Below are 22,052 nucleotides of genomic sequence, written 5' to 3'. Positions count from 1 at the left end.
GACGCGAGATGGGGAGCGAACGCGCCAAGCGTCCGGCTGCCCACCGCAGATGGTGGTCGTCTCATGGAAATGGTGTCCGTGGTGAGAAGGAACGTCGCCCCTGATCCAGGGGCAGCGGTCACTCAAGCACGCGGCGGACGGTCCAATTCGAAGATTCGGACGGGCAAGGATTCGGGAAAGGCGCTAATGCGCCAGGCGTCGCTTGTCCGGACGAAGAGCGTGCCTACGGACGGCGGATAGGTCGGGGTGTCGTGCAGGTGGTCGGCCGCGTTGTGACCGTGCAGATGGCCGGGCTTGCTTTCGCTGTCCCAGCCATCGTCATGCGAGTGACCGTGCTCGGCGATCTCGGCTGCCAGTTCCAGATGACGCTCGGCTTCGATCTGCGCGAGTGCGCGCGGGTCGTGGGAAGATGATCCCCCGGTCGGCGCGAGCAGAAGCGACACCGCCATCGCGCAGGCGATGACGACGCGCAACGCGACGCTTTGCAGACGGCCGATCATGATGCCAGCGATACCCCTCGGTAGTTAACGAATCCTTTCCCGTGATTCTGGGGCGAGATGAAGGCCGTTGCCCCGTAGAATGGCCACGATATTGTCTTCGATGCTTCGGGAAGACATCCGACGAAGGTCCGACATGCTGCACGTCCTTGCGAACCGCACCTACCGTCACCTGTTCATGGCGCAGATCATCGCTCTCCTGGGCACGGGGCTGGCCACGGTCGCCCTCGGCTTGCTTGCTTTCGATCTGGCGGGCGAGAACGCCGGACTGGTGCTCGGGACGGCGCTGGCGATCAAGATGGTGGCCTATGGCGGCGTCGCCCCGGTCGCCGCGGCCTTCGCCGAGCGGCTGCCGCGCCGCGCGACGCTCGTCGCGCTCGACATCGTCCGGGCAGGCGTGGCGGTGCTCCTCCCGTTCGTCACGGAGATCTGGCAGGTCTATGTCCTCATCTTCGCTCTGCAATCGGCCTCGGCCGCGTTCACGCCGACCTTCCAGGCGACGATCCCGGACGTGCTTCCGGACGAGAAGGAGTACACGCGGGCGCTATCGCTTTCGCGGCTGGCATACGACCTTGAAAGCCTCGTCAGTCCGATGATCGCCGCTGCGCTTCTGACGGTCATCAGCTTCCACAGCCTGTTCGCCGGGACGGTCGTCGGTTTCCTCGTTTCGGCCGCGCTGGTGCTGACGGTCGTCCTGCCGAGCCCGAAGCCGAGCGCCCCGCGCGGCATTTACGACCGCACGACGCGCGGTATCCGCATCTATCTCGCGACGCCGCGCCTGCGCGGACTGTTGGCGATCAACATGACTGTCGCCGCCGCCGGCGCGGTCGTCATCGTCAACACGGTCGTCTATGTGCAGGCCGTCTTCGGCCTTGGCCAGAGCAAGACGGCGATGGCGCTCGCGGCCTTCGGCGGCGGTTCGATGGTCGTCGCACTGGCGCTGCCCCGGCTTCTCGACAGATTGCCCGACCGGCCGGTTATGCTCGCGGGCGCGGCCATTCTCGCCGTCGCAACCCTGGCTGCGACGGCCATCGAATCCTTTGATGTGCTGCTCTTCGTTTGGTTCGTCGTCGGCGTCGGCTATTCCCTTGCGCAGACGCCTTCGGGACGGTTGCTGCGTCGTTCGTCCCATGCGGAAGACCGCCCGGCGCTGTTCGCCGCCCAGTTCGCCCTCTCGCATGCCTGCTGGCTCGTCACCTATCCGCTCGCGGGATGGGCGGGGGCGAGCCTCGGTCTGTCGGCGACGGCCATGTTGCTGGCGATCATCGCGGCGGTCGGCACGCTGGTAGCCATGTATTTGTGGCCCTCGGCCGATCCCGCGACTATCGAACACAGTCACGAGGCTCTTCCGGCGTCGCATCCGCATTGGGAAGACGCGCGTCCGGACGATCGGCACCGACATGCCCATCCATTCGTGATTGACGATTTGCACGCCTCCTGGCCGAACGTCCGTCCATGAGCGGTGATCGGTTCCGATGACGGCGTTCATGCAAGGCTTGGTCGACATCCAGCGCGACATCTACCTGACCTTCGCAGACACGATCCGGGCGTTCGCCGCGGGTGGCGGATGGTTCGAACTCGCGACCTTCCTGCCTATGGCGATCATCTTTGGAGCGGTCCATGCGCTGACGCCTGGCCACAGTAAGGCGGTCCTCGCTACCTATCTTGCCGGATCGTCTCTGTCGGTCGCGCGCGGACTCATGGTGTCGCTCACGCTGTCGTTCACCCACGTCCTGATGGCCGTCATTATCGCCGTCTTATCGCTTCCGCTCGTCTCGATCGCAATGGGCAGCGTCGGCCGCGCGCCCGCAATGGAAAATGTCAGCCGTGGACTCCTTGGGTTGATAGGGCTCTGGATGATCTGGCGTGCATTTCGTGGCCACCTCGACGGCATCGGTAAGAACAGGGGAGCGCTCGTCGGCTTCCTTGCGGGGCTCATTCCCTGTCCGTTGACGCTGTTCGTCATGATCTTCGCGATCCACCGCGGCGTCACGGAGGCTGGGTTGGCCTTTGCGGCAATGATGATGCTCGGCGTCGCGACGACGCTTTCCGTGGTCGCGGGGGCGACGATCATCTTCCGGCAAGGAATTGCCACCTTGATCGCCTCGCGCCCGCTGCTCCTCGACAGGACGGGGCGGATTGTTGAGGGACTCGCTGGGCTGATCCTTTTCCTGATCGCGTTCAGGACATTGGTCTCAACTTGACAACCGGGTCCTAACGGGGAAGGGATTCAGCCATGGGGACATGCGGTCTCCCCACGAGGCGTCAGCCCAAGCATCGCGTCCATGAAACCCTGAAACGGGAGGACGCAACATGTCTTCGACGACCACCATTTCTCCTGAAAAGCTCTCTCGGCTCGTCGGCACACCGAAATGCCCGACGCTGATTGACGTTCGCACAGACGCGGATTTCGGCGCAGACCCCCGGCTGATCCCATCCGCACGACGCCGAAACGCAGATCAGTTTACCGACTGGATCGGAAAGGTGCATGGCCCCGCCGTGGTATATTGCCAGCAGGGCCACAGGCTGAGCGAAGGCGTTGCGGCATTCCTTCGCGCAAAAGGCATCGCTGCGGAAATCCTCGAAGGAGGCTTCGAGGCATGGCGCGGCGCGCGCCAGCCGCTTGTCCCGGTGGACAAAGGCCCGAAGCAGAACCTCGAGGGGCGGACTGTCTGGGTCACAAGAGCGCGGCCGAAGATCGACCGGATCGCATGCCCGTGGCTGATCCGGCGGTTCGTCGATCCCGATGCCCTCATCCTGTTCGTCACACCCTCCGAAGTCGCTGCGGTGGCCGAGCGTTTCGGCGGCGCACCCTTCGATATCGACGGCGTCTTCTGGAGCCATCGCGGCTATCTGTGCACCTTCGACATCATGATCGAGGAATTCGGCCTCGCGACCGAACCGCTGCTACGGCTTGCCGCGATCGTGCGGGGCGCGGATACCGCGCGTCCGGACCTTGCACCCGAGGCTCCAGGGCTTCTCGCGGCATCGCTTGGACTGTCGCGCATGTATGCCGACGATCTCGAACAGCTCGATGCCGGGATGCTTCTCTACGACGCCTTCTATCGCTGGTGCAGGGATGCGACCGGCGAAACCCACAACTGGCCGCACACGAAGTCGGCGGGAAACTGAAATGGATCAGATCACCAAGACCGACCCGGCGGCCGCCGGAAGCCAAGGCCACGACATCCCGTTCGGTGAGGCGGTCCGCGTGTGGGCGCGGATCGCGGCGCTCAGCTTCGGCGGTCCGGCGGGGCAGATCGCCGTGATGCATCGAATCCTGGTTGAGGAGAAGCGCTGGATCGGCGAGCATCGGTTCCTGCATGCGCTCAACTACTGCATGCTGTTGCCCGGGCCCGAGGCGCAGCAACTGGCGATCTATGTCGGCTGGCTTCTGCACCGGACAATGGGCGGCCTCGTCGCTGGCGTCCTCTTCATTCTTCCCGGCTTCCTGTCGATCCTCGCCTTGAGTTTCGTCTATGTCATCTATGGCGAGGTCGATGTGGTCGAAGGCCTGTTCTTCGGCCTGAAGGCGGCGGTCCTTGCCGTCGTGCTGCAGGCCGTGCTGCGGATCGGCGGCCGCGTCCTGAAAAACCCGGCGATGATCGCTATCGCCATCGCCGCGTTCATCGCCATCTTCGCCTTCAACGTTCCTTTCCCGGTCATCATCCTTGCTGCCGGACTTGTCGGCTATGTCGGCGGGCGGTCGGGTTCCCGCTGGTTTCGCCTCGGCGGCGGGCATGGTTCAGGCAAGGACTCGACGGTTCCCGATACAGACACAGCGCTTGGCGACCGACTGCCCGACCACGCCCAGCCGAATATCGGCTGGTCGCTGCGCATCTCAGGCGTTCTCCTGGCACTGTGGCTGGTCCCGGTCGCCGCTTTCGTGCTTGTCCTTGGCCAAGACGACGTCTTCAGCCAGATCGCGGTCTTCTTCAGCCAGATGGCGGTCGTTACCTTTGGCGGGGCCTATGCCGTTCTCGGCTATGTCGCGCAGGAGGCGGTGCAGAATCTTGGCTGGCTGGAGCCCGGGGAGATGCTGGACGGTCTTGGCATGGCCGAAACGACGCCTGGCCCGCTCATCATGGTCGTCCAGTTCGTCGGGTTCCTCGCGGCCTACCGCGAGGCGGGTGGTCTCCATCCGCTTGCGGCTGCGACCTTCGGCGCGATCCTGACGACTTGGGTCACCTTCGTCCCGTGCTTCCTCTGGATATTTCTCGGAGCGCCGTTCATCGAGAGACTGCGCAACAATGTGGCACTCACGGGCGCGATGACAGCGATCACGGCCGCAGTCGTCGGTGTCATCATGAACCTCGCCATCTGGTTCTCAATCCACGCCCTGTTCGGCGAGTTGACGACCTGGCGCGGCCTTGGAACCCAGATCGAGGTGCCACTCCTCCAAACGCTCGACTGGATGGCGCTCGCGCTCACTGCGGCCGCCGTGATAGCGGTATTCTGGTTCAGACTCGGGATGATCAAGGTGCTGCTGGCCTGTGCTCTCGTGGGGGCGGCAATCCACGTCTGAACGACACCTGGCGGTATCCACTGAGATTTCCGCTCTGAAGTGATAGTTGCCGAAACTAACTGACCTGAAGCCACCTCATTGCCGCAGTCCGGAGGCAGCCCGTCGCAGAACTGCCCCGCCATCTATTCGGGCCCTATTGGACTGATCAACCCTTGGGTCATCGCGGCTCTCTCGGGTCTCTCGTTCGATTGTTCGTCAGTCGCACCGACGAACGACAACCCGAACAATCTCGTAAGCGCCAACATCAGCAATGTGGCACAGAACATCGCAGTCGACGTGCTAACTCACTCGCTTTCCGACCGCCGGACGACTGTCATGGAAATAGCGTGACCCAGTGCGCCCAGCGCAGGCAACTGCTCAGACAGGATGCGCGCAATGATGAGGAGCGGGACGGCGACGAGGACACCTGCAACGCCCCAGATCCAGGCCCAGAACGCGACCGCGATGACGATGATCAGCGGGTTCAGCGATAGGCGATTGCCGACCACTGCCGGCGTGATGAACTGGCCTTCGACACTGGTCCGGAAGAGATAGGCGAGAGGAACCAGCGCCGCCTGACCGACCGGATCGATTGAGACCAGGGCCACGAGAGCGAGAATAACTGCGCCGATGATCGCGCCGACATAGGGCATGAAATTCAGGGCCGCTGCCATGATGCCCCAAAGGTAGGGCGACGGCATTTCAAGAAGCCACATGGTCACGGCCACCGCGATGCCGAGCCCCAGATTGATGACCGTAATCGAAAGCAGGTAGCGCGAGATTTCTCGTTCGATCTCGTGGATGGTCTGCACCGCGACCTTCTTGTCGGCAAAGCGGGGAACAGCCTGTACGATCTTCTCGTAGATGAGCGTGTTGTAGACGAGCAGGAACAAGGTCAGGACGATCGTTACAAGTGCGATGCCGCCAAGTGTCAGCATCTCGTCGGCAGCCTCGACGATCAGGCCCGGCTCCTGGATGCGGACGTCCTGGACGGAGGGATCTGGCTCGCCGGCGCTCAGTTCGCTGAGTTGCTCGCTCGCGCGCGAGACGTTCTCTAGCGGAGCGCGCAGATGTTCGAGCTTGCGATTGACCTCCAGCATGATGACGGGAGCGCGTTCGACGAAGGAGACGACGGGTCCGCTCAACAGATAGACTGCGGCGATGGCCAGGAAAGAGACCGTCACGACGAGGCCCGAGGCGGTAATTGCGTTCGGGATGCCGCGTCGGCGCGCAACGCGCACCATCGGGCTCAGGGTCAAGGCGAAGAGGACCGACATGACGATGGGCAGCAGAAACAGCCGGGCGACATAGAGCACGCCCAGGATCATGAGCGTCGCGATGACCCACAGGGCTCGGTCTATCGACACCAGCCTCGTGCGGGCCGCTCCATTCTGGTTGCGTTCCAAAAACATCTCCCCGCGATACGCGGCGTTGCGCAGCAGGCGAAACTAACTCAACGGATCAGGGAGAGCGAGACCTCGGCTTCGATCTTGCGGCCCGCGAACTCATCTTCACAGTCGCTCTCGAACGCTACTTCAACGAAACAGAGCTATGGCATTCTGCCGAGGAACCGTTTTGCTGCGCTTTCGTTTAGCGCCGTGCTCAACGCCTTTATGGACCGCAGAGCCCGACTGCGAGCCGCTTGGACGCTAATTGTCCCTTCCGTCCAGGCGGCTCTTTCGATCTACAACGATCAACAGGCCCAGACGCCGCGATCACGGGACCGTGAACTTTTTCGCGCCACTAAGCGTTGTTGGCTTGAAGGGACGGATTTTTGCAGGATCGATACGATGCGCTGGACAGCGAAAGCATCCCTGTTGGCGGGCGTTGCCGCCATGGCCCTTGTGGTCGGACCTACCTCTCACACCATTTCACCTGAAGCAAACGGTTTGCGCGAACTCGTGCCCCTCCAGCTGGGAACGCCAGCCGAAGCGCAGGCACGCGTTTCGGTGGGCGTTTTCTTCGACCGCCTTGCTCCACATGGGCGCTGGGCGCGACACGGCTCGCATGGATACGTCTTCGTGCCTGCCGGCCTTAGTCGCGATTGGCGGCCATACACTGAAGGGCATTGGGCCTATACCGACGACTATGGCTGGTACTGGGTCTCGGACGAACCTTTCGGTTGGGCGACATATCATTATGGTCGCTGGGGCTATAGCCGCTCCTACGGTTGGTACTGGGTGCCGGGCAATGTGTGGGCCCCGGCCTGGGTGACATGGCGAACCGGGGGTGATTACGTCGGCTGGGCACCGATCGCGCCAGAAGGCCGCGGCTACGCTTGGGGCGCACCGTCTTCGTTCCGCCCGCCAGTCGCAGAGAGCTGGGTTTTCGTCGAGACGCGCTATGTCTCGGCTCCGACCATCTTGCAATATGTCGAGCCGATCCCGCAGATCCCCGTCATTCTCGCTGAGGCGACAACTCGCGTCGACATTCGGATCGAGCAGAACATTGTCATAAACCAGCCAATCGAGATCACGCAGATCGAGAATGTTGTCGTCGAGCCGATGCAGACCGTCAACGTGACATTCGTCGACGATCCCGATCAGGCGACGGCATCGCAGGGCGAGGTGGTCGCATTCCAGGCGGACATCTCCGAAGAGGAGCCGCAAGAAGTGCCGACCGACGCCGTGGAATCGGCAGACCAGATCCAAGATCCTGCGATTATTGACGAGATTCTGGAGGAGGTTCCGGCCGAGGCCGACGCGCCTAGCGCAGCCGAGGTCGATGACGATTCCGCCGAGCCGGCCACAGGTGGCGCGATGACGGATGGAAGCGCTGTCGACGAGGCCCCTGCGGCACCAGCCGCGACTGGGCAAGAGCCTGCTTCGGACGGGACGACGGGCGACGCAACTGCCGACGAGGTCGATGGTGAAGAGCCGGCAACCGACGCGGCAGCTGAGGATGAACCCGCGGCCGAAGAGCCGGGAGTCGAAGAGCCAGTCGGCACGGACGAGCAGCCTGTGGAGGACGAAACTCCGGCGGCGGAAGAGGTGACGACGGAGCCCGAGATTGAGGCAGAGGAAGCCGCCCCTACCGACGGCGAGCCTGCTGAGGAAACTGCGCCCGCTCAGACTGAAGAAGCCGCTCCGACGGAAGAGATCGCGCCAGAGGATGAGGCCACTCCCGATGAAGGGGAAGAGCCGGCCCCGGAAGCTCCGGCTGAAGCCGCGCCCGAAGAAGCGCCGGTAGAACAAGCCCCTGCAGAAGATGCTCCGGTGGAAGAATCTGAAGCGGTTCCAGCGGAACAGCCCGCCGACGCGAAGACGTGCCCCGAGGGCCAGGAAACCTGCTAGAAACTCTTGCCGGGCCGGTCACAGACCGGCTCGGCATTTGTCGGAAGAATAATTCCGTCGTCGAGACCCTAGATAGTTTTCGCTTGTGGTGCAGCGTGGTGTCCTGAGCCCGCACAAGCAATGCTCCATGCCATGAGGACCCGGAGCCCCCGACTACCGGCCGCAATCGCTGTCAGTTGCAGCGGCCATCTGTATGGCCGCTTTAGTAACTTTACCGCTCCAAAGCAGTCAGGCAGCAATCCATCTGTGGACGCCCCGTAAGACGCAAGCGGTTTTTTGAAGGGTGGCGTAGCCGGATGCTGCCATCTGTCCGGCCTCTGATGCAGCACCAGAGGCTGCGGGCCCGTATGGGAGTTCGCGGACCGGATCCATATCACCCACAGCGTGCTCAAGGCACAGTGGAAAGCCCTGGTTTTCCGACCCCGTCTCATCGACTGTTGCGCCGTCTCCGACGACCTCTGGCCCGCCTTGGCTTACACCGTAGCAGCAGCCGGAGCTTTGTAATCCTCTTGCTTGGTGAGAAGCGCCCAGACGATGCGCGCCGTCTTGTTGGCCAGTGCGACCGTGACCAGCATACGCGGCTTGCGAGCCATCATCTGCTCAAGCCATGAACCGGCCGGCGCGCCTCGTTTGCTCGCCTGAAGCACGACAGCACTGCAGCCAATGATGAGAAGGCGCCGCAAAGTTCGTTCGCCCATCTTGGTGATCGACCCCAGTTTTTGCTTGCCTCCTGTCGAGAGCTGCCGTGGCGCCAGGCCCAACCAGGCAGCAAAGTCTCGTCCTCTGGCGAAGGTCTCGGCCGGCGGGGCAAGGGCGGCAATCGCAGTGGCCGTGATCGGGCCCACGCCCGGTATGGTCATGAGCCGTCTGGCGATCACATCCTCGCGGGCCCGTCGTGCGATCTCCTTGTCCAGTTCGTCGATCTTGCAGTTCAACTCCTTCAGCAGGCTGAGCATCGTGCGGAACATGGGCGTGGCTGCAGCCGGAAGCGATAAGCCCATCTCGCCATCGAGCATGTCGCTTAGCAGCGCGATATGCGACGGACCCTTTGGCGCGACCCAGCCGTACTCGGTCAGGTGACCGCGGATCGCATTGATCAACTGGGTCCGCTGCCGCACCAACAGATCGCGGGTTCTGAACACCAAGACCGAGGCCTGCTGTTCCTCGCTCTTGATCGCCACGAACCGCATGTTCGGGCGCTGCGCAGCCTCGCAGATCGCCTCGGCATCCACGGCATCGTTCTTGTTCCGCTTCACGAAGGGCTTCACATAGGCGGGAGGGATCAGCTTCACGTGGTGGCCCAACAAGGAGAGTTCGCGGGCCCAGTGATGCGCGCCGCCGCAGGCCTCCAACGCCACCAGGCACCGTGGCTGCCGAGCGAAAAACTCCATCAACTTCGTACGGCTGATCTTGCGGCTGAACAGCGGACTACCGCCCGCATCTGCGCCGTGCGCGTGGAAAACGTTCTTCGCGATATCCAGACCGATTGTGGTAACTTCCGACATGGGCGCCTCCTCAAGTGGTGTTCAACACCTCCACTTTGGCACATCGATGCCGCCGGGGGGCGTCCACCCCATCACCCCTTTCCCGAAGTCCGATGCCAGCCGCGTCACTAACCGGGCGGAAATCAATTTCCGTCGCGAACGGGGCCGAGTCCGGACGGTCCGCTGTTGGAAGCGCTTGGCGGTTAGCTGCCTTTCCCGCACTGCCCTGTTGGGCAAAGTTTGCTTGGTCAGCGTAGGCCCATTGCGGCCAACAGAATCTGGTGGACGGAAGCCGTAAACGGTCGTAGCCGACCGGCCCCAGCATCAGATGCGACGCCACTGACCCTATCACCACACACTTCACGTCATGTTCGAATTCCGCACGTTGGCGCCGAGGCCTTCGGCGACATACGCACGCAGGAGCAGATTGAGAATCTCAAGATCGTTTTGCACTTCCACCGGATGGCATTTCCTGGCGCCTTCGAGGGCCGCCTTCAGCCATGGGCTCATCCGAGGATGCGCCAGAACCCAGGCGATCCGCTCGTCATTGGTCTGCGGCGCGTCATCAGCTTTCGTCATCGGCCTTTCTCCATCGTCCGGTCATGGGTTGCACAAGGGACAGTGTCCCGGATCGGCCTTGGTCAGCCCGTCGCCGCGCGGCCGGTTCTCACGATGCGGGCAGGCGACGCAGCCGAAGACGCGGTGGCGGACCATGAGGCTCGCCGTCCCGCACCATTCGCAAGGCAAGCCGATCTCGACATCGACCTGTCCGTAGCCGGGCGTGCGGCAGGCCGGGCACAGCGCGGAAAGCCGTTCGGCGAGAGCAGAGGCAAGGCGGCCGAGCGTCGCCATCCGGGTCGGGTTCATGTGGGCGCGCATATCGGTCTGGATCAGCGCCCGGCCGTCGTCCGATTGCGCCTTAGCCGACATGACGGCCAGCTCGAGCGCGGTTCTGTCGCGCAGGCCCTTGTGGATGTTGCCTGCTCCACCTCCGCTCTCGGCCGGCTTCACGATCAAGGCGTGCGTGGGAAAGCCGAGACGATCCAGGATGGGCGTCACATCGTCGCCAGCAACTACATAACCGTGGCCGAAGACCGGCGCGTCCTCGATCAGATGCTCGCTGACGACGATGCCGCGCATGTCGTCGACGAGCACCATGAGCTCGACCCCACCGGGAACGAACGGTATCTGCGGGTGCGGGCCGTAGCTGCCTTCGCTGGCAAGGCCGATCGGCAAGCCGGTTGCCTTCATGCCCAGCCGCGCCTTGGCGATTGCCGCCTCGCGGATGGTGCCGGCGCGCGGGATCTCGCCGGTGAAGGTGCCGAGTGCGTCGGTGCCGATATCCGGCGCGGACGAGACGATCAGTCCGAGCCGGTCGCGCAGGACGGGCGCGATTGCTTCCTCCTTTCCGTGCATCGTGGCGAGCACGGCATGCCGGCCGGCATAGGGTGAATACCGGTGGCCGGCGTCTGCAAGGGCGACAGCTTGCGGAACGAAGGTCTTCATGCGTGCGCCTGAAGTCGCAAGGTTTCCACCTCCGCTACGTCCCAGGAGAGGTTGCCGGCGTAACGCCAGGCCATGCGGCCGTACTCGCCGAGGGCGAAGAGATGGAGCCAGCGATTGTCGAGCAGTGCCCGGACGTCCGCGTGGCGCTCGAGGATGCCGGTGATCGCCTTCTGCGGGGCCTCGATGACGACGGAGAGCCGCAGCGGTTCATGCGCCAGCTCATTACCGTCATGGACGGACTGCCAGGGCAGGCCGGCGCGCAGGAGGCCGCCATTGCCTTCGACGACGCCGATTCCCCCTGTGACGTTGTGCAGGAGCTTGTTGCCGGCGCCGAAGACTTCCGGCGCGACGGTTGAGCCGTAATATTGCAGGCTGATCCAGCTCGCGACGACGACCGGTGCGGTCAGGATTAGTTCCAGCACGCCGAAGCCTTCGTCGCGCCGCCAGTCATAATCATGCAGGAACGCCCGGCCCCCCAGGTCGCAACCCGTCGTGCGCCACCGAGGCGCGGCGACGAAAGCCTGGCAGCCGGCGAGCGCCCATTCGGGTCGCAACTCGGCCCAGTCGCGGGCGCGGCGGGCAATATCGGCCTGTGACTCGGCGCGGGGCAGGCGCCTTGCCCGTTCGGCCCGCGCGAGCCCGCCTGCGGTCTGGAGCCAACCCCTGGCCGCCGTCAGGTCCGCGGCGTGCTCCACCGAGGAACGATCGGCGTCATAGATGGTAACGTCGTCGGTCGTCGTGTCGTGGAGGGCCGCCAGGAACAAGGTGTCTTCGGGAACCACGATGCCGCGTGCGAGAAGGCTGGTGCGCACGTCGGGCGCGTTGAGCAGCGAGGCGAGCAGCCGGGCATTGACCTCGCCCGAATAGCCGCCGCAGGCCCCGCAATGGAGTGCACTGGCATGCGGGTTGTTGACGACACTGGCGCCGTGGCCGGCGATCAGCACCAACCTCGCGAAACGATCGGTGAGCGACATGGCCCTGAGGACGGTTTCGGCCATCTCGATCCGCTGGTCGAGGCCGATCGTGTCGGCCGGCCGTGGCGCCGGGTCGTTCGGTGCGGCATTGCGGGTGAGCCCCAGCGCGTCGCGAAGAAGCTTGCCGACATAGACTGGCCCCGTCGCCTCGACGAAGGCGAAGGAGGAGACGGCGGCGAGCTTGAAGCGACCCCAGGCACGCTTGGCACGGGCCGCGATCCGTGCCGTGCGATCCGCGCGCTCGGTCTCAGGCGTCTGCTCTCCCGAGCAGGTGAAGAGACCGGGCCGGAGCAGAACGGGCAGGCGGGCTTCCACCACGTCCGAGCCGAAGCGGCGGTGCGCGATCCCCATGCCGAAGAAACCGGCGAAGCCGAGCGTGCTGATCCCGGGATCGAGCGTTTCCAGCGCCCTGCGAAAGACCTCCGAGCGGACGTCGATGCAGAAGGCCATCTGCATCGCGGGACGCGACGAAGCCGGCACGGCGGGCCGCGGTTCGGCGAAGAGGGCCCGCAGCTGCCTCTGGGCGGCGCGCTCAGCGGCCTCCTGGAGGATCGCATCGACATGATCCTCCGCGCTTGCGGCGACCGGTTCGGCATGGGCGGTCACGGTCTCGCGCCATTGCGTGCCGATCTCGTGCTCGTATTGCCGCAGAAGTGCAGCTTCCCAAACGAGACGAATGGCAAGGAGATCGATCACCGTCTTGTCGGTCCCGCCTGCCAGTGCGGCCTTCCAGAGGCGATAGCGTGCGAGCTGCGCCCAGCCGCCCAGGCTTGCCAGCAGGCGGTGGAAGCAGCTTTCCAGCGCCGACTCGGACAGGCCGAGCGTCTCGACGGCGTCGATCAGGGCGGCCTCGGCGCTTTCGGGAGCGTCCGCGACGGTGCCGGCGAAGCGGGCAAGGCCGACGATCTCCGGGGTCAGGTCATGCATGGCGACGGTGCGCCAGGAGGCATAGGCGCTGCGGCCTTGCGCTGCGGCCCAGAGCGCTTGGCCCTGATCGAAATAGCCTGCCGCCCAATGGCTGATGCGCTCATCGACCACGGCCTGCCAGTCGATGCCGCTGGCCTCGCGCGCCAACTCGGCGACGGTCGGCAAAGCCCGCGCCGCCGACGTCTCGACATTCAATGCCTGCTTTAGCGCGGGAACCGTTTTTGGGCGCATTGATGCTGGCGCCGCTCCAAGCGCTTCGGCCAGATCTTCGTCGGTGAGTTCGCCGCTTTGGTGGCGCTCCCGATACCAGTCGCGCGGCATGTTGAGCCGGATGCCGGCGACCCGCCGCAACCGCGCAGCGGCGACAGCCAGCGGTTCGCCCGTCTGGCCAAGGAACGGATTGACAGCGACGCTGGACGCCAGCGGCCAGAGCGGCGGGATGGCGCGCGCTGCGCCGTGCGCCGCAGCCATGACTGCTTCGGAGCCGGGAAGTGGGGTCTTGTGTACAGTCATCAGCATGAGGTTTTCCTGATCCTTGAGCGTCACGAGGGCTTGCGGACGGACCAGCCGCCCAGCATGCGATCGAGCATGGCGTTGACATAAAGCCCGTTGGAGAGATGAACCCGCAGGGCGGCAGCCGCCGGATGGCCCGCCCAGAGCGGGAACAGCGCCTGCGCGACTGCGACCAGGCCGAAGGTCAGGACGGCGAGCGCCATCAGGGTCCATTCGAGCCTCCCCGGCGCGGGCGTCGCCGGCAGCACGCCCGCCGTCAGCCATTCGGCCACCGTCTGGAGCGCGAAGTAGCCGAGGGCAGCTGCGGTCGCGTAAATTGCTGTCCTTGTCGTCAGGGCGCGCGGTGCGGCATCCGCTAGCCCCTGGGCCAGCAGATAGGCGACGCCGAAGATGAGGATGGCGCCGAGTGCGAGCGATTGGGGTGATTTGTGCTCAAACCCGAAGCCAAGACCGAAGGCTGCACCGATCGCGCCATAGATCGCCAACGCGATGAAGAAGGCGCGGGCGACCGCGCCGCCATCTGGTATGGCCACCGGTCCCGGCCGGCGGATCGAGGCGACCTGCTCGACGGCACCGCCCGAGGCCAGGAAAGCATGGGCCTTGTAGAGCGAATGGGCGACGATGTGGAGCAGTGCCAACGGGAACAGCGCCAGCCCGCATTGCAGGATCATGAACCCCATCTGCGCCACGGTCGACCAGGCGAGCGAGGTCTTGACTGCTGGCTGGGTCAGCATGACGAGTGCGCCGAAGAGGGCGGTGAAGCCGCCGACCATCGCCAGCACCGCCAGCACGCCGGGCGCGAGCAGCATCACGTCAGCGAAGCGGATGAGGAGAAAGCCGCCGGCATTGATGACGCCTGCATGGAGCAGCGCCGAGACCGGCGTCGGCGCCTCCATCACCTCGGTCAGCCAGCCATGGGTCGGGAATTGGGCCGATTTCAACAACGCCGCGAGCGCCAGTAACCCCGCCGCTGCCGGCGCGTGCCAGGAAACGTCGCCGGTCCGCGCCATGGTATTGATCGCGGCGATATCGGTCGTGCCGAAGGCCACGCTCATCAACAGCACCGAGCCTGCCAGCGACAGGGCGCCAAGGACCGCGAAGAGCCGCTTCTTGCGCGCCGCGCGCTGCGCCCCGATGCGCTCGGGATAGAAGAGCAGCAAGCGATGGAGCGCAAAGCTCGTCGCGATCCACGCGCCGAGCAGTTGCACGAGATTGCCGGCCTGAACGAGGAGAAGGACCGCGGCTAGCGCCGCGCACAGCCAGCCTGTGAACGCGCCCTGCCGTGCTTCGCCATCGAGCAAGGTACGCGAATAGCGCAGCACGATCCAGCCGACGAAGGAGACCAGAAGCAGCATCGTCACGCTGATCACGTCGAGCCGCGCGGAGAGACCTATACCAGCCGAGCCTATGAGGGCGCTGTCGCCCGGACCCTGCAGCAGTAGGAGAACCAGCGAACCGGCCGCGATAGCGAGGGCCGACATGGCGGCTCGCTCGGCGACGGCCGCTACGTGCGGGGCCCTTCGACCCGGACGCGAAGACGCGAACAGTGCGGCGAGAAGCAGGAACAGCGGTGCGGCGAGCGGCAGCAGATTGAGCGACAAGGTGGTTTCCTTGGGTGCGGTGGCGACACCCTGCTGCTAGCCGAGCCGCGTTCCGAAAGAAAATGCATTGTTTGCTCAATTCCGTTCGCTATTATCGAACGGCATGGCAGCGCTCAATTATCACCATCTGCGGTATTTCCGGGCCGTCGCCCACGACGGCAACCTCACGCGCACGGCCGCGCGCTTGAACCTGACCCAGTCAGCGCTCTCGGTGCAGATCCGCAAACTTGAAGAGCAGCTCGGCCATGCGCTCTTCGACCGGCGCGGACGACAGCTTCATCTGACCGAAGCCGGCCGCATCGCGCTCGACCATGCCGATGCGATCTTCGCCACGGGAGAGGAGTTGCTCGGCACGCTTCGGGAGACGGGTAAGGCGCGTCAGGCCCTGCGGGTCGGGGCTCTGGCCACCTTGTCGCGCAACTTCCAGATGGAGTTTCTGCGGCCCGTTCTCGGTCGGACCGACATCGAGCTCGTCTTGCGCTCCGGCGGCGCTGCCGAACTGTTGCGCGCGCTGGAATCGCTCAACCTCGACGTCGTCCTGATCAACCACGCGCCCGCGCGCGATGTGCTGACGCCCTTCGTGGCGCATCGGATCGCTGAACAGCCAGTCGGCCTCGTCGGCACGCCGGATCGGTTTTTTGGCAGAGCGGGCCTCGTCGATCTTTTGCGCGACCATCCCGTCATCGTACCGACGCTGGAGAGCAGCGTGCGCGCCGGCTTCGACGCTCTTGCCGATCGCCTGATGGTGCGCCCGCAGATCGTCGCGGAGGTCGAGGACATGGCGATGATGCGGCTTCTGGCCCGCGAAGATGTCGGCCTTGCCGTCCTGCCGCCCATCGTCGTCAAGGACGAGCTGGCGGCCGGCCTCCTCGTCGAGGGCGATGAGCCGCTGGGGATCACGGAGACCTTCTTTGCCGTGACGATGGAACGGCGTTTTCCGAACCCGGCCTTGCGAATGCTCCTGCAGCAGGGCTCGGCGCAGATCGGAGTCGTTTAGCTACCCGACGCCGAGCGCCTGTGCCGCATCCTTGGCCCTTTTGGCCAGTTCCTCAAAATGCGCCGCGCGGCCGGCCGTTGTCCTGAAGTAGACCCCGACTTCGCGGGTCTCGCGCCAGTCGCTCACCTCAAGGAGATGCACGTCTTCCGCGTTGCGGAACTCCGCCCGTGCGTAAAGTTCTGGGAACAGGGAACAGCCCATACCTATCGAGACCATTTGGCGGATCGCGTCGAGGCTGGTGCCGACATAGTCGTCGACGACCGTCGCACCCGACGCCTTCGCCAGGTGCTGGACATTTTCCAAAAGACGGTTGCCGCTCCCCAGTGCCAGAAGGCGTTCGTTTGCCAGCTCCTTCATGGCAACGGATCGCCTTTGCGCAAAGCGGTGATCGGCCGGCACGCCGAGATAAAGCCGCTCGCTGCCAATCGGGATGAAGGTCAAGGAGGGCTCGCCGCATGAGGGGCCGACACCGCAATCGAGCGTGCCTTCGGCGACAGAGGTTTCGATCGCGGCAGGGCGATCCTCGACGATATAGATTCTGAGGTCGGGATATGTCCGGTGGAGGGGCGGCAGGAAGGTCGGCAGGAAGTACGGCCCGAAGCTGGGAGGCGTACCCAGCCTGACGACACCGCCCAAGGCAGCGCTGTCCTGCGCGACGGCATCCATCAGATCGGTCATCGCGGCAAGCGTAACGCGTGCTCCATGGAGAAAGCGTTCTCCGGCTGGCGTGATCAGGACCGCTGCCGAGGTCCGCTCGAAGAGCTGGATGCCGAGATTTTCTTCGACGATCCCAATTTGAACGGACAGCGTGGGTTGCGAGACATGGCAGCGCTTGGCGGCCTTGCCGAAATGACCGCATTCGGCAAGGGCGACGACATATTCGAGCTGGCGCAGGGTTGGTCGGAACGGCATGGCTGATAGTTGACGACTATCATGGCGATTTCAACAATCAATTGGCGCAATCGCGAAGGGATATCCAAATCAGCCTCGTGGTCAACAAGGAGGTATCAACATGGACCCGTTCCTGAGCTCGCTGCGCAATCGGCGTGCGCAAATTCAGGCCCGTATCGAGCGCGAGCAGGCGCGTCCCGCGCCTGACAGCCTGAAGCTCTACGGCTTGAAGAAGCTCAAGCTGCGCTTTCGCGAGCAGATCGAGTATCTCGAGCGGCTCAATCGGGAAGGGCAGGCGACAGTCATCCCCGTAATTCGCCGCAGGTCCTTCACCCCGGCGATGGCGCGGCCGCGGGCGTGAGGGCGCATCCATGCACCTTCAACCGCGCCAGGCGACAAAGCTCAGCCGCGTCGTCGGTTACGGCGGTGTTGCCCTGATCGTCGCATGGTCGCTACTCGCGCTTGCCGCCTATGCCGCCGTCGAGGCGGCAGTCGGCTGGATGGCCGGCATGGACGCTGCCGATGGCTTGATCGCCTGGTTCGCACAGATCGCTGCGCCGCTTGACGGACCGCTGATCGCGATCGTGTGGGTTGTCGGCGTCGCGATCCTGGGCGTTGTGACCGTCCTGATCCGCCGTTTGACTTCGGCCGCAACCTAGCTGGTCTACCGCCGCCGATCCTGTGGGATCGGCGGCGGACATGTTCATTGCCCAAGTCCGGGCCCCTCTGGCGAGAGATGCCGGTCCTCTCGCGATGTCGGACATTTTTTCACCGTGGACGACCGGCCGGAGAGTTCACGTGGAATTTGCATTTCTGTTCGCCGACTGGCTCGGCAAGCCGGTCTGGATGTGGCTCGGCTTTATCTCGATCGTCATCGCGCTGTTGGTCTTCGATCTGGGCGTGCTTCACCGCGACAATCACGAGATCGAGGTGCGCGAAAGCCTGATCCTGTCGTCGATGTACATTACCCTCGGCCTCGCCTTCGGCGGCTGGGTGTGGTGGCAGCTCGGTGCGGAATCCGGAATGAATTATCTGACCGGCTTCGTGGTCGAAAAGACGCTGGCGCTCGACAACGTCTTCGTCATCGCGCTGATCTTCTCGTTCTTTGCCGTACCCCGCAAATACCAGCACCGCGTGCTCTTCTGGGGCATCCTCGGCGTCATTGTCCTGCGTGCCATCATGATCGGCCTCGGCGCGACTCTCGTCTCGCAGTTCTCCTGGGTGCTCTACATCTTCGCCGCATTCCTCGTGATCACCGGCATCAAAATGCTGTGGATCGGCGACAAGGAGCCCGAGATCGGCAACAATCCCGTGGTCGGGTTCCTGCGCCGTCGCTTCAACGTCACCGACGAGCACCACGGCCAGGACTTCTTCGTCAAGAAGCCCGATCCGAAGACCGGCAAGCTCGTCTGGTTCATGACGCCGCTCTTCATGGCGCTCGTGATGGTCGAGATCGCCGACGTGATCTTCGCCGTTGATTCGGTACCGGCGATCTTCGCCATCACGACGGACCCGTTCATCGTCTACACGTCGAACATCTTTGCCATTCTCGGCCTGCGCGCGCTCTACTTCGCGCTCGCTGCGATGATCCACCGCTTCCAGTATCTGAAGCCGGCGCTGGCGATCGTGCTGATCTTCATCGGGTCGAAAATCTTTGTCGCTGACCTGCTCGGTCTCGAAAAGTTCCCCGCCGCGCTCTCGCTTGGCATCACCTTCGCCATCATCGCGTCGGGCGTCATCTGGAGCCTGGTCAAGACGCGGTCGCAGCCGCCGCATGCCGGGCCGGAAGAACTGCCGCGCCCCTGAGGCTCAGCCCCGGCGCTGGACAGTAGTTCAGCGCCAGGGCTGCCGGATGGCGCACTTGGAATTCAATTCGACACGTTCGAACGCAAGGAGTTGAAGCAATGCATGACATGCTGGTCGCCGTGATCACCTTTCTTCTTCTCGAACCGCTTCAGCAGGACATCGCGAGGTCGCTTGCCGATACCCGCGCACCGCAGGAGGTGGTGGCCTCGATCATCGCCTGTGCAACCGAGCACGGACCGCAGATCGTCAAACGCGCCTTGGACGATCTGTGGTGGGCGACATCGAACGCATTCGGCGTCTGGATCGGCTTTGCCGACCCGGCCACGCTTCTCGCCGAAGCTGCACCGGAATGCGCGGCTGCCATCGACGCCGCTCGGCCGTTTCTTGAGCCACAGGAAGGCGCCAGTGGGTAAGCGCAGTGCTTCACCGCGGGCGGAAATTCGTTCGCCGACCAGCGCCCACGATCAAGGCGGCAACGGAAAAAAGAGCAGCCGACTATGCATAACCTCTCTACGATACTCGATCTATCCATCGTCGGTTTTGCGATGGCTTCCGCATGGCTCTGGTAGGCATCCGGCCGGCACCGGGTCAGGCGGATCACGCGGCGCGAGGGACTGAGCGGACATCAATCGTCTGGTCGTCGCCTTGAACCGGTCTCAGATGCTCAACACGCGCGCGGCATTTACGACGGCCTGTGCCGGCGCACTGGCGGCAATCCGGCTGGCCTTGGACCTTGTACAAAATGCCGGAAAAACAGCGCGAGCCTACATCCATGTCCCGACTTGCAATGTCTCATGAACGAGGACCGGATCGTCGGGCAGCTGCCGCAGCAGAAGGCACTGTTCTGTCCACCGCGTCAGGCGTCATTGACGATCTGCTAGCTGCATTCGCCGATCACGATCGCGTTTCCGTCGGTGACGTGGTCGACCAGCTCGGTGCGACCGGGTTTCCAATGCTGGTTCTCATCCTCGTGCTTCCCGCGCTCATTCCCATCCCGGGCCCGTACGGCATGGTGTTCGGCACGGTGGTCGCGATCCTGGCGATCCAGATGATCGTCGGTCGCCCGAGGCCCTGGCTGCCGGCCGCTATGAGACGTCGGTCCATCCAGGCGGACTTGCTGGTGAAAGGAGCCACCCGGGCGCGAGGCTGGCTGGTCACGATTGAAAATCTGCACTCGCCGGGTCGGTTCAAACGGCTCGCCGGACGACGCACCACCCGCCTTGCGGCAATGGTCATCTTGCCCCTGTCCATCATGATTGGACTGCCGATACCCTTCGGCAACGTGCCGCCCGTCGCGGCCATCGCCATGATCGCGTTTGCCTTGATCTTCCGGGACGGGCTTGCACTTGTTCTTGCGTTTGTCGCTGCCATCGTGGCAGCAGCATGGGTCGCATTCGTGTTCTGGTTTGGGGGTGAACTTCTGACCCGGATCTGGCCGCTATTGGGCTAATCGCAAGCAATCATTCTGCCCGAACGGGCGTGCGGCGTTAAAGCTCCATGGACAGGACGTTTCATCAAGAAGTCGAATCCGCGCTGAAGAGCCTCGCAACCGACCGCAATGGGTTGGCACGCCGGTTGGGATTGGCCGTAGGATCGCTCAGAGCCTGAGAAAATCGCGGCGCGCCGCCCTATGCCCGACTTGTACTCGCCGCTCTGGTGGCCGGGGCTTGATCTGGCGGAAATCCTCGCCTACGAGCCACTACATCGACCTCGACAGGTTCAAGTTCGTCAACGATCCGCTCGGCCATCCGGCGGGGCCCCGCTGTGCGACTGGCCGGCGCCCGCCTTATAAAGCTGTGCGAGGACGAGGGCCTTGTTGCGCGCTTCGACGGCGACGAATTCGTCGGAATGCAAGCGGAGTTCGACAAAATGTCGCCGGAAAGCATGGCGCGCCGCCTCGTCGACCTCTTGTCGCGGACGTACATCATCGAAGGGCGTTCGGTGAATGTCTGAGCCAGCCTCGGCGTGGCCATGGGCGACGCGTGCTCGGATGTTTCCGAAACATCTCGAACGCCGATCTGACGCTCTATGCGGCCAAACGGGGCGGCCGCGGCTGTCATCGATTTTTTCGATCCATGCATGAAAGACGCGGTGGAGGCGCGCCGGGGCTTGGAAAGCGCCTTGCGCGCCGCGCTGGCGCTTGAGGAGTTCAGTCTTGTCTACCAACCGCAGGTCGACCTTGCGACCGCAACCGTGACGGGCTTCGAAGCTCTGCTTCGGTGGACCCGTTCGGACGGAACGGCGGTGACCCCGGCCAGTTTCATAACGTGGGCCGGGGCAATAGGCCGGATGCCGGCGATCGGCGAATGGGTGCTGCGAACGGCGACGCGCGATGCAGCATCCTAGAACGGAACGCTGTCCGGTCTCGGTCAATATCCCGCCCCTGCAGTTCAAAGATGCAAAGCTTGCCGAAACGGTCCTGTCGGCCGTCGCTTCGTCCGGCCTCGCGCCGTCGCGGCTCGATCTGGAGATCACCGAAGGCACGCTCCTCGACAACTGCCGCCATTAGCGTGAATGACCGCTTCTGGGCGCAGGCAAAGCTGGCATCTACGACCGACATGGTGAAGGGTTTCGGGTGCCGGCAGGCGTACGAAAGCCTCTCATGCAGGAACCCGCGGTCCACGGTCGGCGGCTATGGGGATTTCGAACTGCGGCCGATGTCGGCGATGGCTCGACCGCTGCTGGGGAGCACCAGGATGGATGCGGACTGAAGGCTTTCTTGCGCCGCCGCGCGGTGTTGTCGGCCCCGCACCCTGCTCGTCACGACCATGTCGGCGGCGACAGTCACCATAGATGCGCGCGGGTCCGTTGCCGGAAGCGGAGCGCCTGCTGCTTGAAGCTGGATCATGCCATGCCGGGTCATGGAGCGTTCTCCCGGCTCGTCGTCGATGCGTGCGGCGGTCCGCGCGGCTGTCTCCGGCGTTCGAACATCTCGATGATGATCATGCGTCCGCCACAGCAGGGGCATGGCGGGCGGTAGTCGTCCGGTTCGGCTGGTGTCTCGGCGTTGGGCGGCGTGGCGACGCCCAAGAGTTCGCGGGCGAGCGCCAGGCTTGCCT

22 protein-coding genes and 1 pseudogene are annotated in these 22,052 nt (G+C 64.1%); 14 read left to right on the top strand and 9 right to left on the bottom strand.

Going from position 1 to position 22,052, the window contains the following annotated elements:
- Positions 1 to 122 precede the first annotated feature (122 nt).
- Positions 123 to 500 carry a hypothetical protein gene (locus ACT6QU_RS12425; RefSeq protein WP_444836895.1) on the bottom strand — a complete coding sequence of 126 codons (378 nt, stop codon included), beginning with the start codon at positions 498 to 500 and terminating at the stop codon, positions 123 to 125.
- 133 nt (positions 501 to 633) lie between these two features.
- Here ACT6QU_RS12425 and ACT6QU_RS12420 point away from each other — a divergent pair, with 133 nt between their 5' ends.
- The 4 genes from ACT6QU_RS12420 to chrA all read left to right on the top strand — a co-directional run bounded on the left by ACT6QU_RS12420 (position 634) and on the right by chrA (position 5,022).
- Positions 634 to 1,956 carry an MFS transporter gene (locus ACT6QU_RS12420; protein ID WP_444836894.1) on the top strand — a complete coding sequence of 441 codons (1,323 nt, stop codon included), beginning with the start codon at positions 634 to 636 and terminating at the stop codon, positions 1,954 to 1,956.
- Between the two features lie 28 nt (positions 1,957 to 1,984).
- Positions 1,985 to 2,701 (top strand): HoxN/HupN/NixA family nickel/cobalt transporter, encoded by a 717-nt coding sequence (locus ACT6QU_RS12415; protein WP_444836893.1) that lies wholly within the window; start codon positions 1,985 to 1,987, stop codon positions 2,699 to 2,701.
- Positions 2,702 to 2,810: 109 nt separating this feature from the next.
- Positions 2,811 to 3,629 carry a chromate resistance protein ChrB domain-containing protein gene (locus ACT6QU_RS12410; RefSeq protein ID WP_444836892.1) on the top strand — a complete coding sequence of 273 codons (819 nt, stop codon included), beginning with the start codon at positions 2,811 to 2,813 and terminating at the stop codon, positions 3,627 to 3,629.
- A 1-nt stretch (position 3,630) separates the two neighbouring features.
- Complete coding sequence (chrA, locus tag ACT6QU_RS12405; protein ID WP_444836891.1) at positions 3,631 to 5,022, top strand: chromate efflux transporter; 1,392 nt, start codon at positions 3,631 to 3,633, stop codon at positions 5,020 to 5,022.
- A 284-nt stretch (positions 5,023 to 5,306) separates the two neighbouring features.
- Here chrA and ACT6QU_RS12400 read toward each other — a convergent pair whose 3' ends face one another.
- Positions 5,307 to 6,368 carry an AI-2E family transporter gene (locus tag ACT6QU_RS12400; protein ID WP_444836890.1) on the bottom strand — a complete coding sequence of 354 codons (1,062 nt, stop codon included), beginning with the start codon at positions 6,366 to 6,368 and terminating at the stop codon, positions 5,307 to 5,309.
- Between the two features lie 423 nt (positions 6,369 to 6,791).
- Here ACT6QU_RS12400 and ACT6QU_RS12395 point away from each other — a divergent pair, with 423 nt between their 5' ends.
- Positions 6,792 to 8,294 carry a DUF6600 domain-containing protein gene (locus ACT6QU_RS12395; protein ID WP_444836889.1) on the top strand — a complete coding sequence of 501 codons (1,503 nt, stop codon included), beginning with the start codon at positions 6,792 to 6,794 and terminating at the stop codon, positions 8,292 to 8,294.
- Positions 8,295 to 8,767: 473 nt separating this feature from the next.
- Here the strand turns inward: ACT6QU_RS12395 and ACT6QU_RS12390 are convergent, their stop codons facing one another.
- The 5 genes from ACT6QU_RS12390 to ACT6QU_RS12370 all read right to left on the bottom strand — a co-directional run bounded on the left by ACT6QU_RS12390 (position 8,768) and on the right by ACT6QU_RS12370 (position 15,299).
- Complete coding sequence (locus tag ACT6QU_RS12390) at positions 8,768 to 9,799, bottom strand: IS110 family transposase (protein ID WP_444836888.1); 1,032 nt, start codon at positions 9,797 to 9,799, stop codon at positions 8,768 to 8,770.
- 339 nt (positions 9,800 to 10,138) lie between these two features.
- Complete coding sequence (locus ACT6QU_RS12385) at positions 10,139 to 10,357, bottom strand: hypothetical protein (protein ID WP_090597679.1); 219 nt, start codon at positions 10,355 to 10,357, stop codon at positions 10,139 to 10,141.
- Positions 10,358 to 10,378: 21 nt separating this feature from the next.
- Positions 10,379 to 11,284, bottom strand: a complete 906-nt coding sequence (locus ACT6QU_RS12380; protein ID WP_444836887.1) for a DUF6671 family protein — start codon at positions 11,282 to 11,284, stop codon at positions 10,379 to 10,381.
- Complete coding sequence (locus ACT6QU_RS12375) at positions 11,281 to 13,704, bottom strand: YbcC family protein (RefSeq protein WP_444836886.1); 2,424 nt, start codon at positions 13,702 to 13,704, stop codon at positions 11,281 to 11,283. Before ACT6QU_RS12375 ends, ACT6QU_RS12380 begins: the two co-directional genes overlap by 4 nt.
- A gap of 23 nt (positions 13,705 to 13,727) precedes the next feature.
- Positions 13,728 to 15,299 carry a proton-conducting transporter transmembrane domain-containing protein gene (locus tag ACT6QU_RS12370; protein WP_444836885.1) on the bottom strand — a complete coding sequence of 524 codons (1,572 nt, stop codon included), beginning with the start codon at positions 15,297 to 15,299 and terminating at the stop codon, positions 13,728 to 13,730.
- 103 nt (positions 15,300 to 15,402) lie between these two features.
- Here ACT6QU_RS12370 and ACT6QU_RS12365 point away from each other — a divergent pair, with 103 nt between their 5' ends.
- A complete protein-coding gene (locus ACT6QU_RS12365) occupies positions 15,403 to 16,296 on the top strand; it encodes a LysR family transcriptional regulator (protein WP_444836884.1) in 894 nt (297 codons plus the stop codon).
- Here the strand turns inward: ACT6QU_RS12365 and ACT6QU_RS12360 are convergent, their stop codons facing one another.
- Positions 16,297 to 17,208: a LysR substrate-binding domain-containing protein gene (locus ACT6QU_RS12360; RefSeq protein WP_090597683.1), complete on the bottom strand. Its 912-nt coding sequence runs from the start codon at positions 17,206 to 17,208 to the stop codon at positions 16,297 to 16,299.
- A gap of 100 nt (positions 17,209 to 17,308) precedes the next feature.
- On the opposite strand from ACT6QU_RS12360, the gene ACT6QU_RS12355 reads away from it, so the two are divergent.
- The 8 genes from ACT6QU_RS12355 (at position 17,309) to ACT6QU_RS12320 (ending at position 21,502) form a co-directional block, all read left to right on the top strand.
- A complete protein-coding gene (locus tag ACT6QU_RS12355; RefSeq protein WP_444836883.1) occupies positions 17,309 to 17,548 on the top strand; it encodes a DUF465 domain-containing protein in 240 nt (79 codons plus the stop codon).
- Positions 17,549 to 17,558: 10 nt separating this feature from the next.
- On the top strand, positions 17,559 to 17,846 hold the full coding sequence (locus ACT6QU_RS12350) for a hypothetical protein (RefSeq protein WP_252928979.1): 288 nt from the start codon (positions 17,559 to 17,561) through the stop codon (positions 17,844 to 17,846).
- Positions 17,847 to 17,985: 139 nt separating this feature from the next.
- Positions 17,986 to 18,993 (top strand): TerC family protein, encoded by a 1,008-nt coding sequence (locus tag ACT6QU_RS12345; RefSeq protein WP_252928981.1) that lies wholly within the window; start codon positions 17,986 to 17,988, stop codon positions 18,991 to 18,993.
- 107 nt (positions 18,994 to 19,100) lie between these two features.
- Positions 19,101 to 19,406, top strand: a complete 306-nt coding sequence (locus tag ACT6QU_RS12340; RefSeq protein ID WP_444836882.1) for a hypothetical protein — start codon at positions 19,101 to 19,103, stop codon at positions 19,404 to 19,406.
- A 359-nt stretch (positions 19,407 to 19,765) separates the two neighbouring features.
- On the top strand, positions 19,766 to 20,443 hold the full coding sequence (locus ACT6QU_RS12335) for an exopolysaccharide biosynthesis protein (RefSeq protein ID WP_444836881.1): 678 nt from the start codon (positions 19,766 to 19,768) through the stop codon (positions 20,441 to 20,443).
- A 314-nt stretch (positions 20,444 to 20,757) separates the two neighbouring features.
- Complete coding sequence (locus ACT6QU_RS12330; RefSeq protein WP_444836880.1) at positions 20,758 to 20,946, top strand: hypothetical protein; 189 nt, start codon at positions 20,758 to 20,760, stop codon at positions 20,944 to 20,946.
- A gap of 126 nt (positions 20,947 to 21,072) precedes the next feature.
- The gene (locus ACT6QU_RS12325) at positions 21,073 to 21,339 is read left to right on the top strand and encodes an EAL domain-containing protein (protein WP_305883899.1); all 267 of its coding nucleotides are present in this window, start codon (positions 21,073 to 21,075) and stop codon (positions 21,337 to 21,339) included.
- The gene (locus ACT6QU_RS12320) at positions 21,326 to 21,502 is read left to right on the top strand and encodes an EAL domain-containing protein (RefSeq protein ID WP_137387896.1); all 177 of its coding nucleotides are present in this window, start codon (positions 21,326 to 21,328) and stop codon (positions 21,500 to 21,502) included. The genes ACT6QU_RS12325 and ACT6QU_RS12320 overlap by 14 nt, the downstream gene beginning before the upstream one ends.
- A gap of 350 nt (positions 21,503 to 21,852) precedes the next feature.
- Here the strand turns inward: ACT6QU_RS12320 and ACT6QU_RS12315 are convergent.
- A pseudogene (locus ACT6QU_RS12315) lies at positions 21,853 to 22,052 on the bottom strand (IS91 family transposase); the annotation flags it as partial.

The organism is Aliihoeflea sp. (assembly GCF_052435475.1).
Lineage (GTDB): Bacteria > Pseudomonadota > Alphaproteobacteria > Rhizobiales > Rhizobiaceae > Aliihoeflea.
Note: the sequence above shows the minus strand (reverse complement) of the source record. Positions and strands in the feature narration are given on the sequence as shown.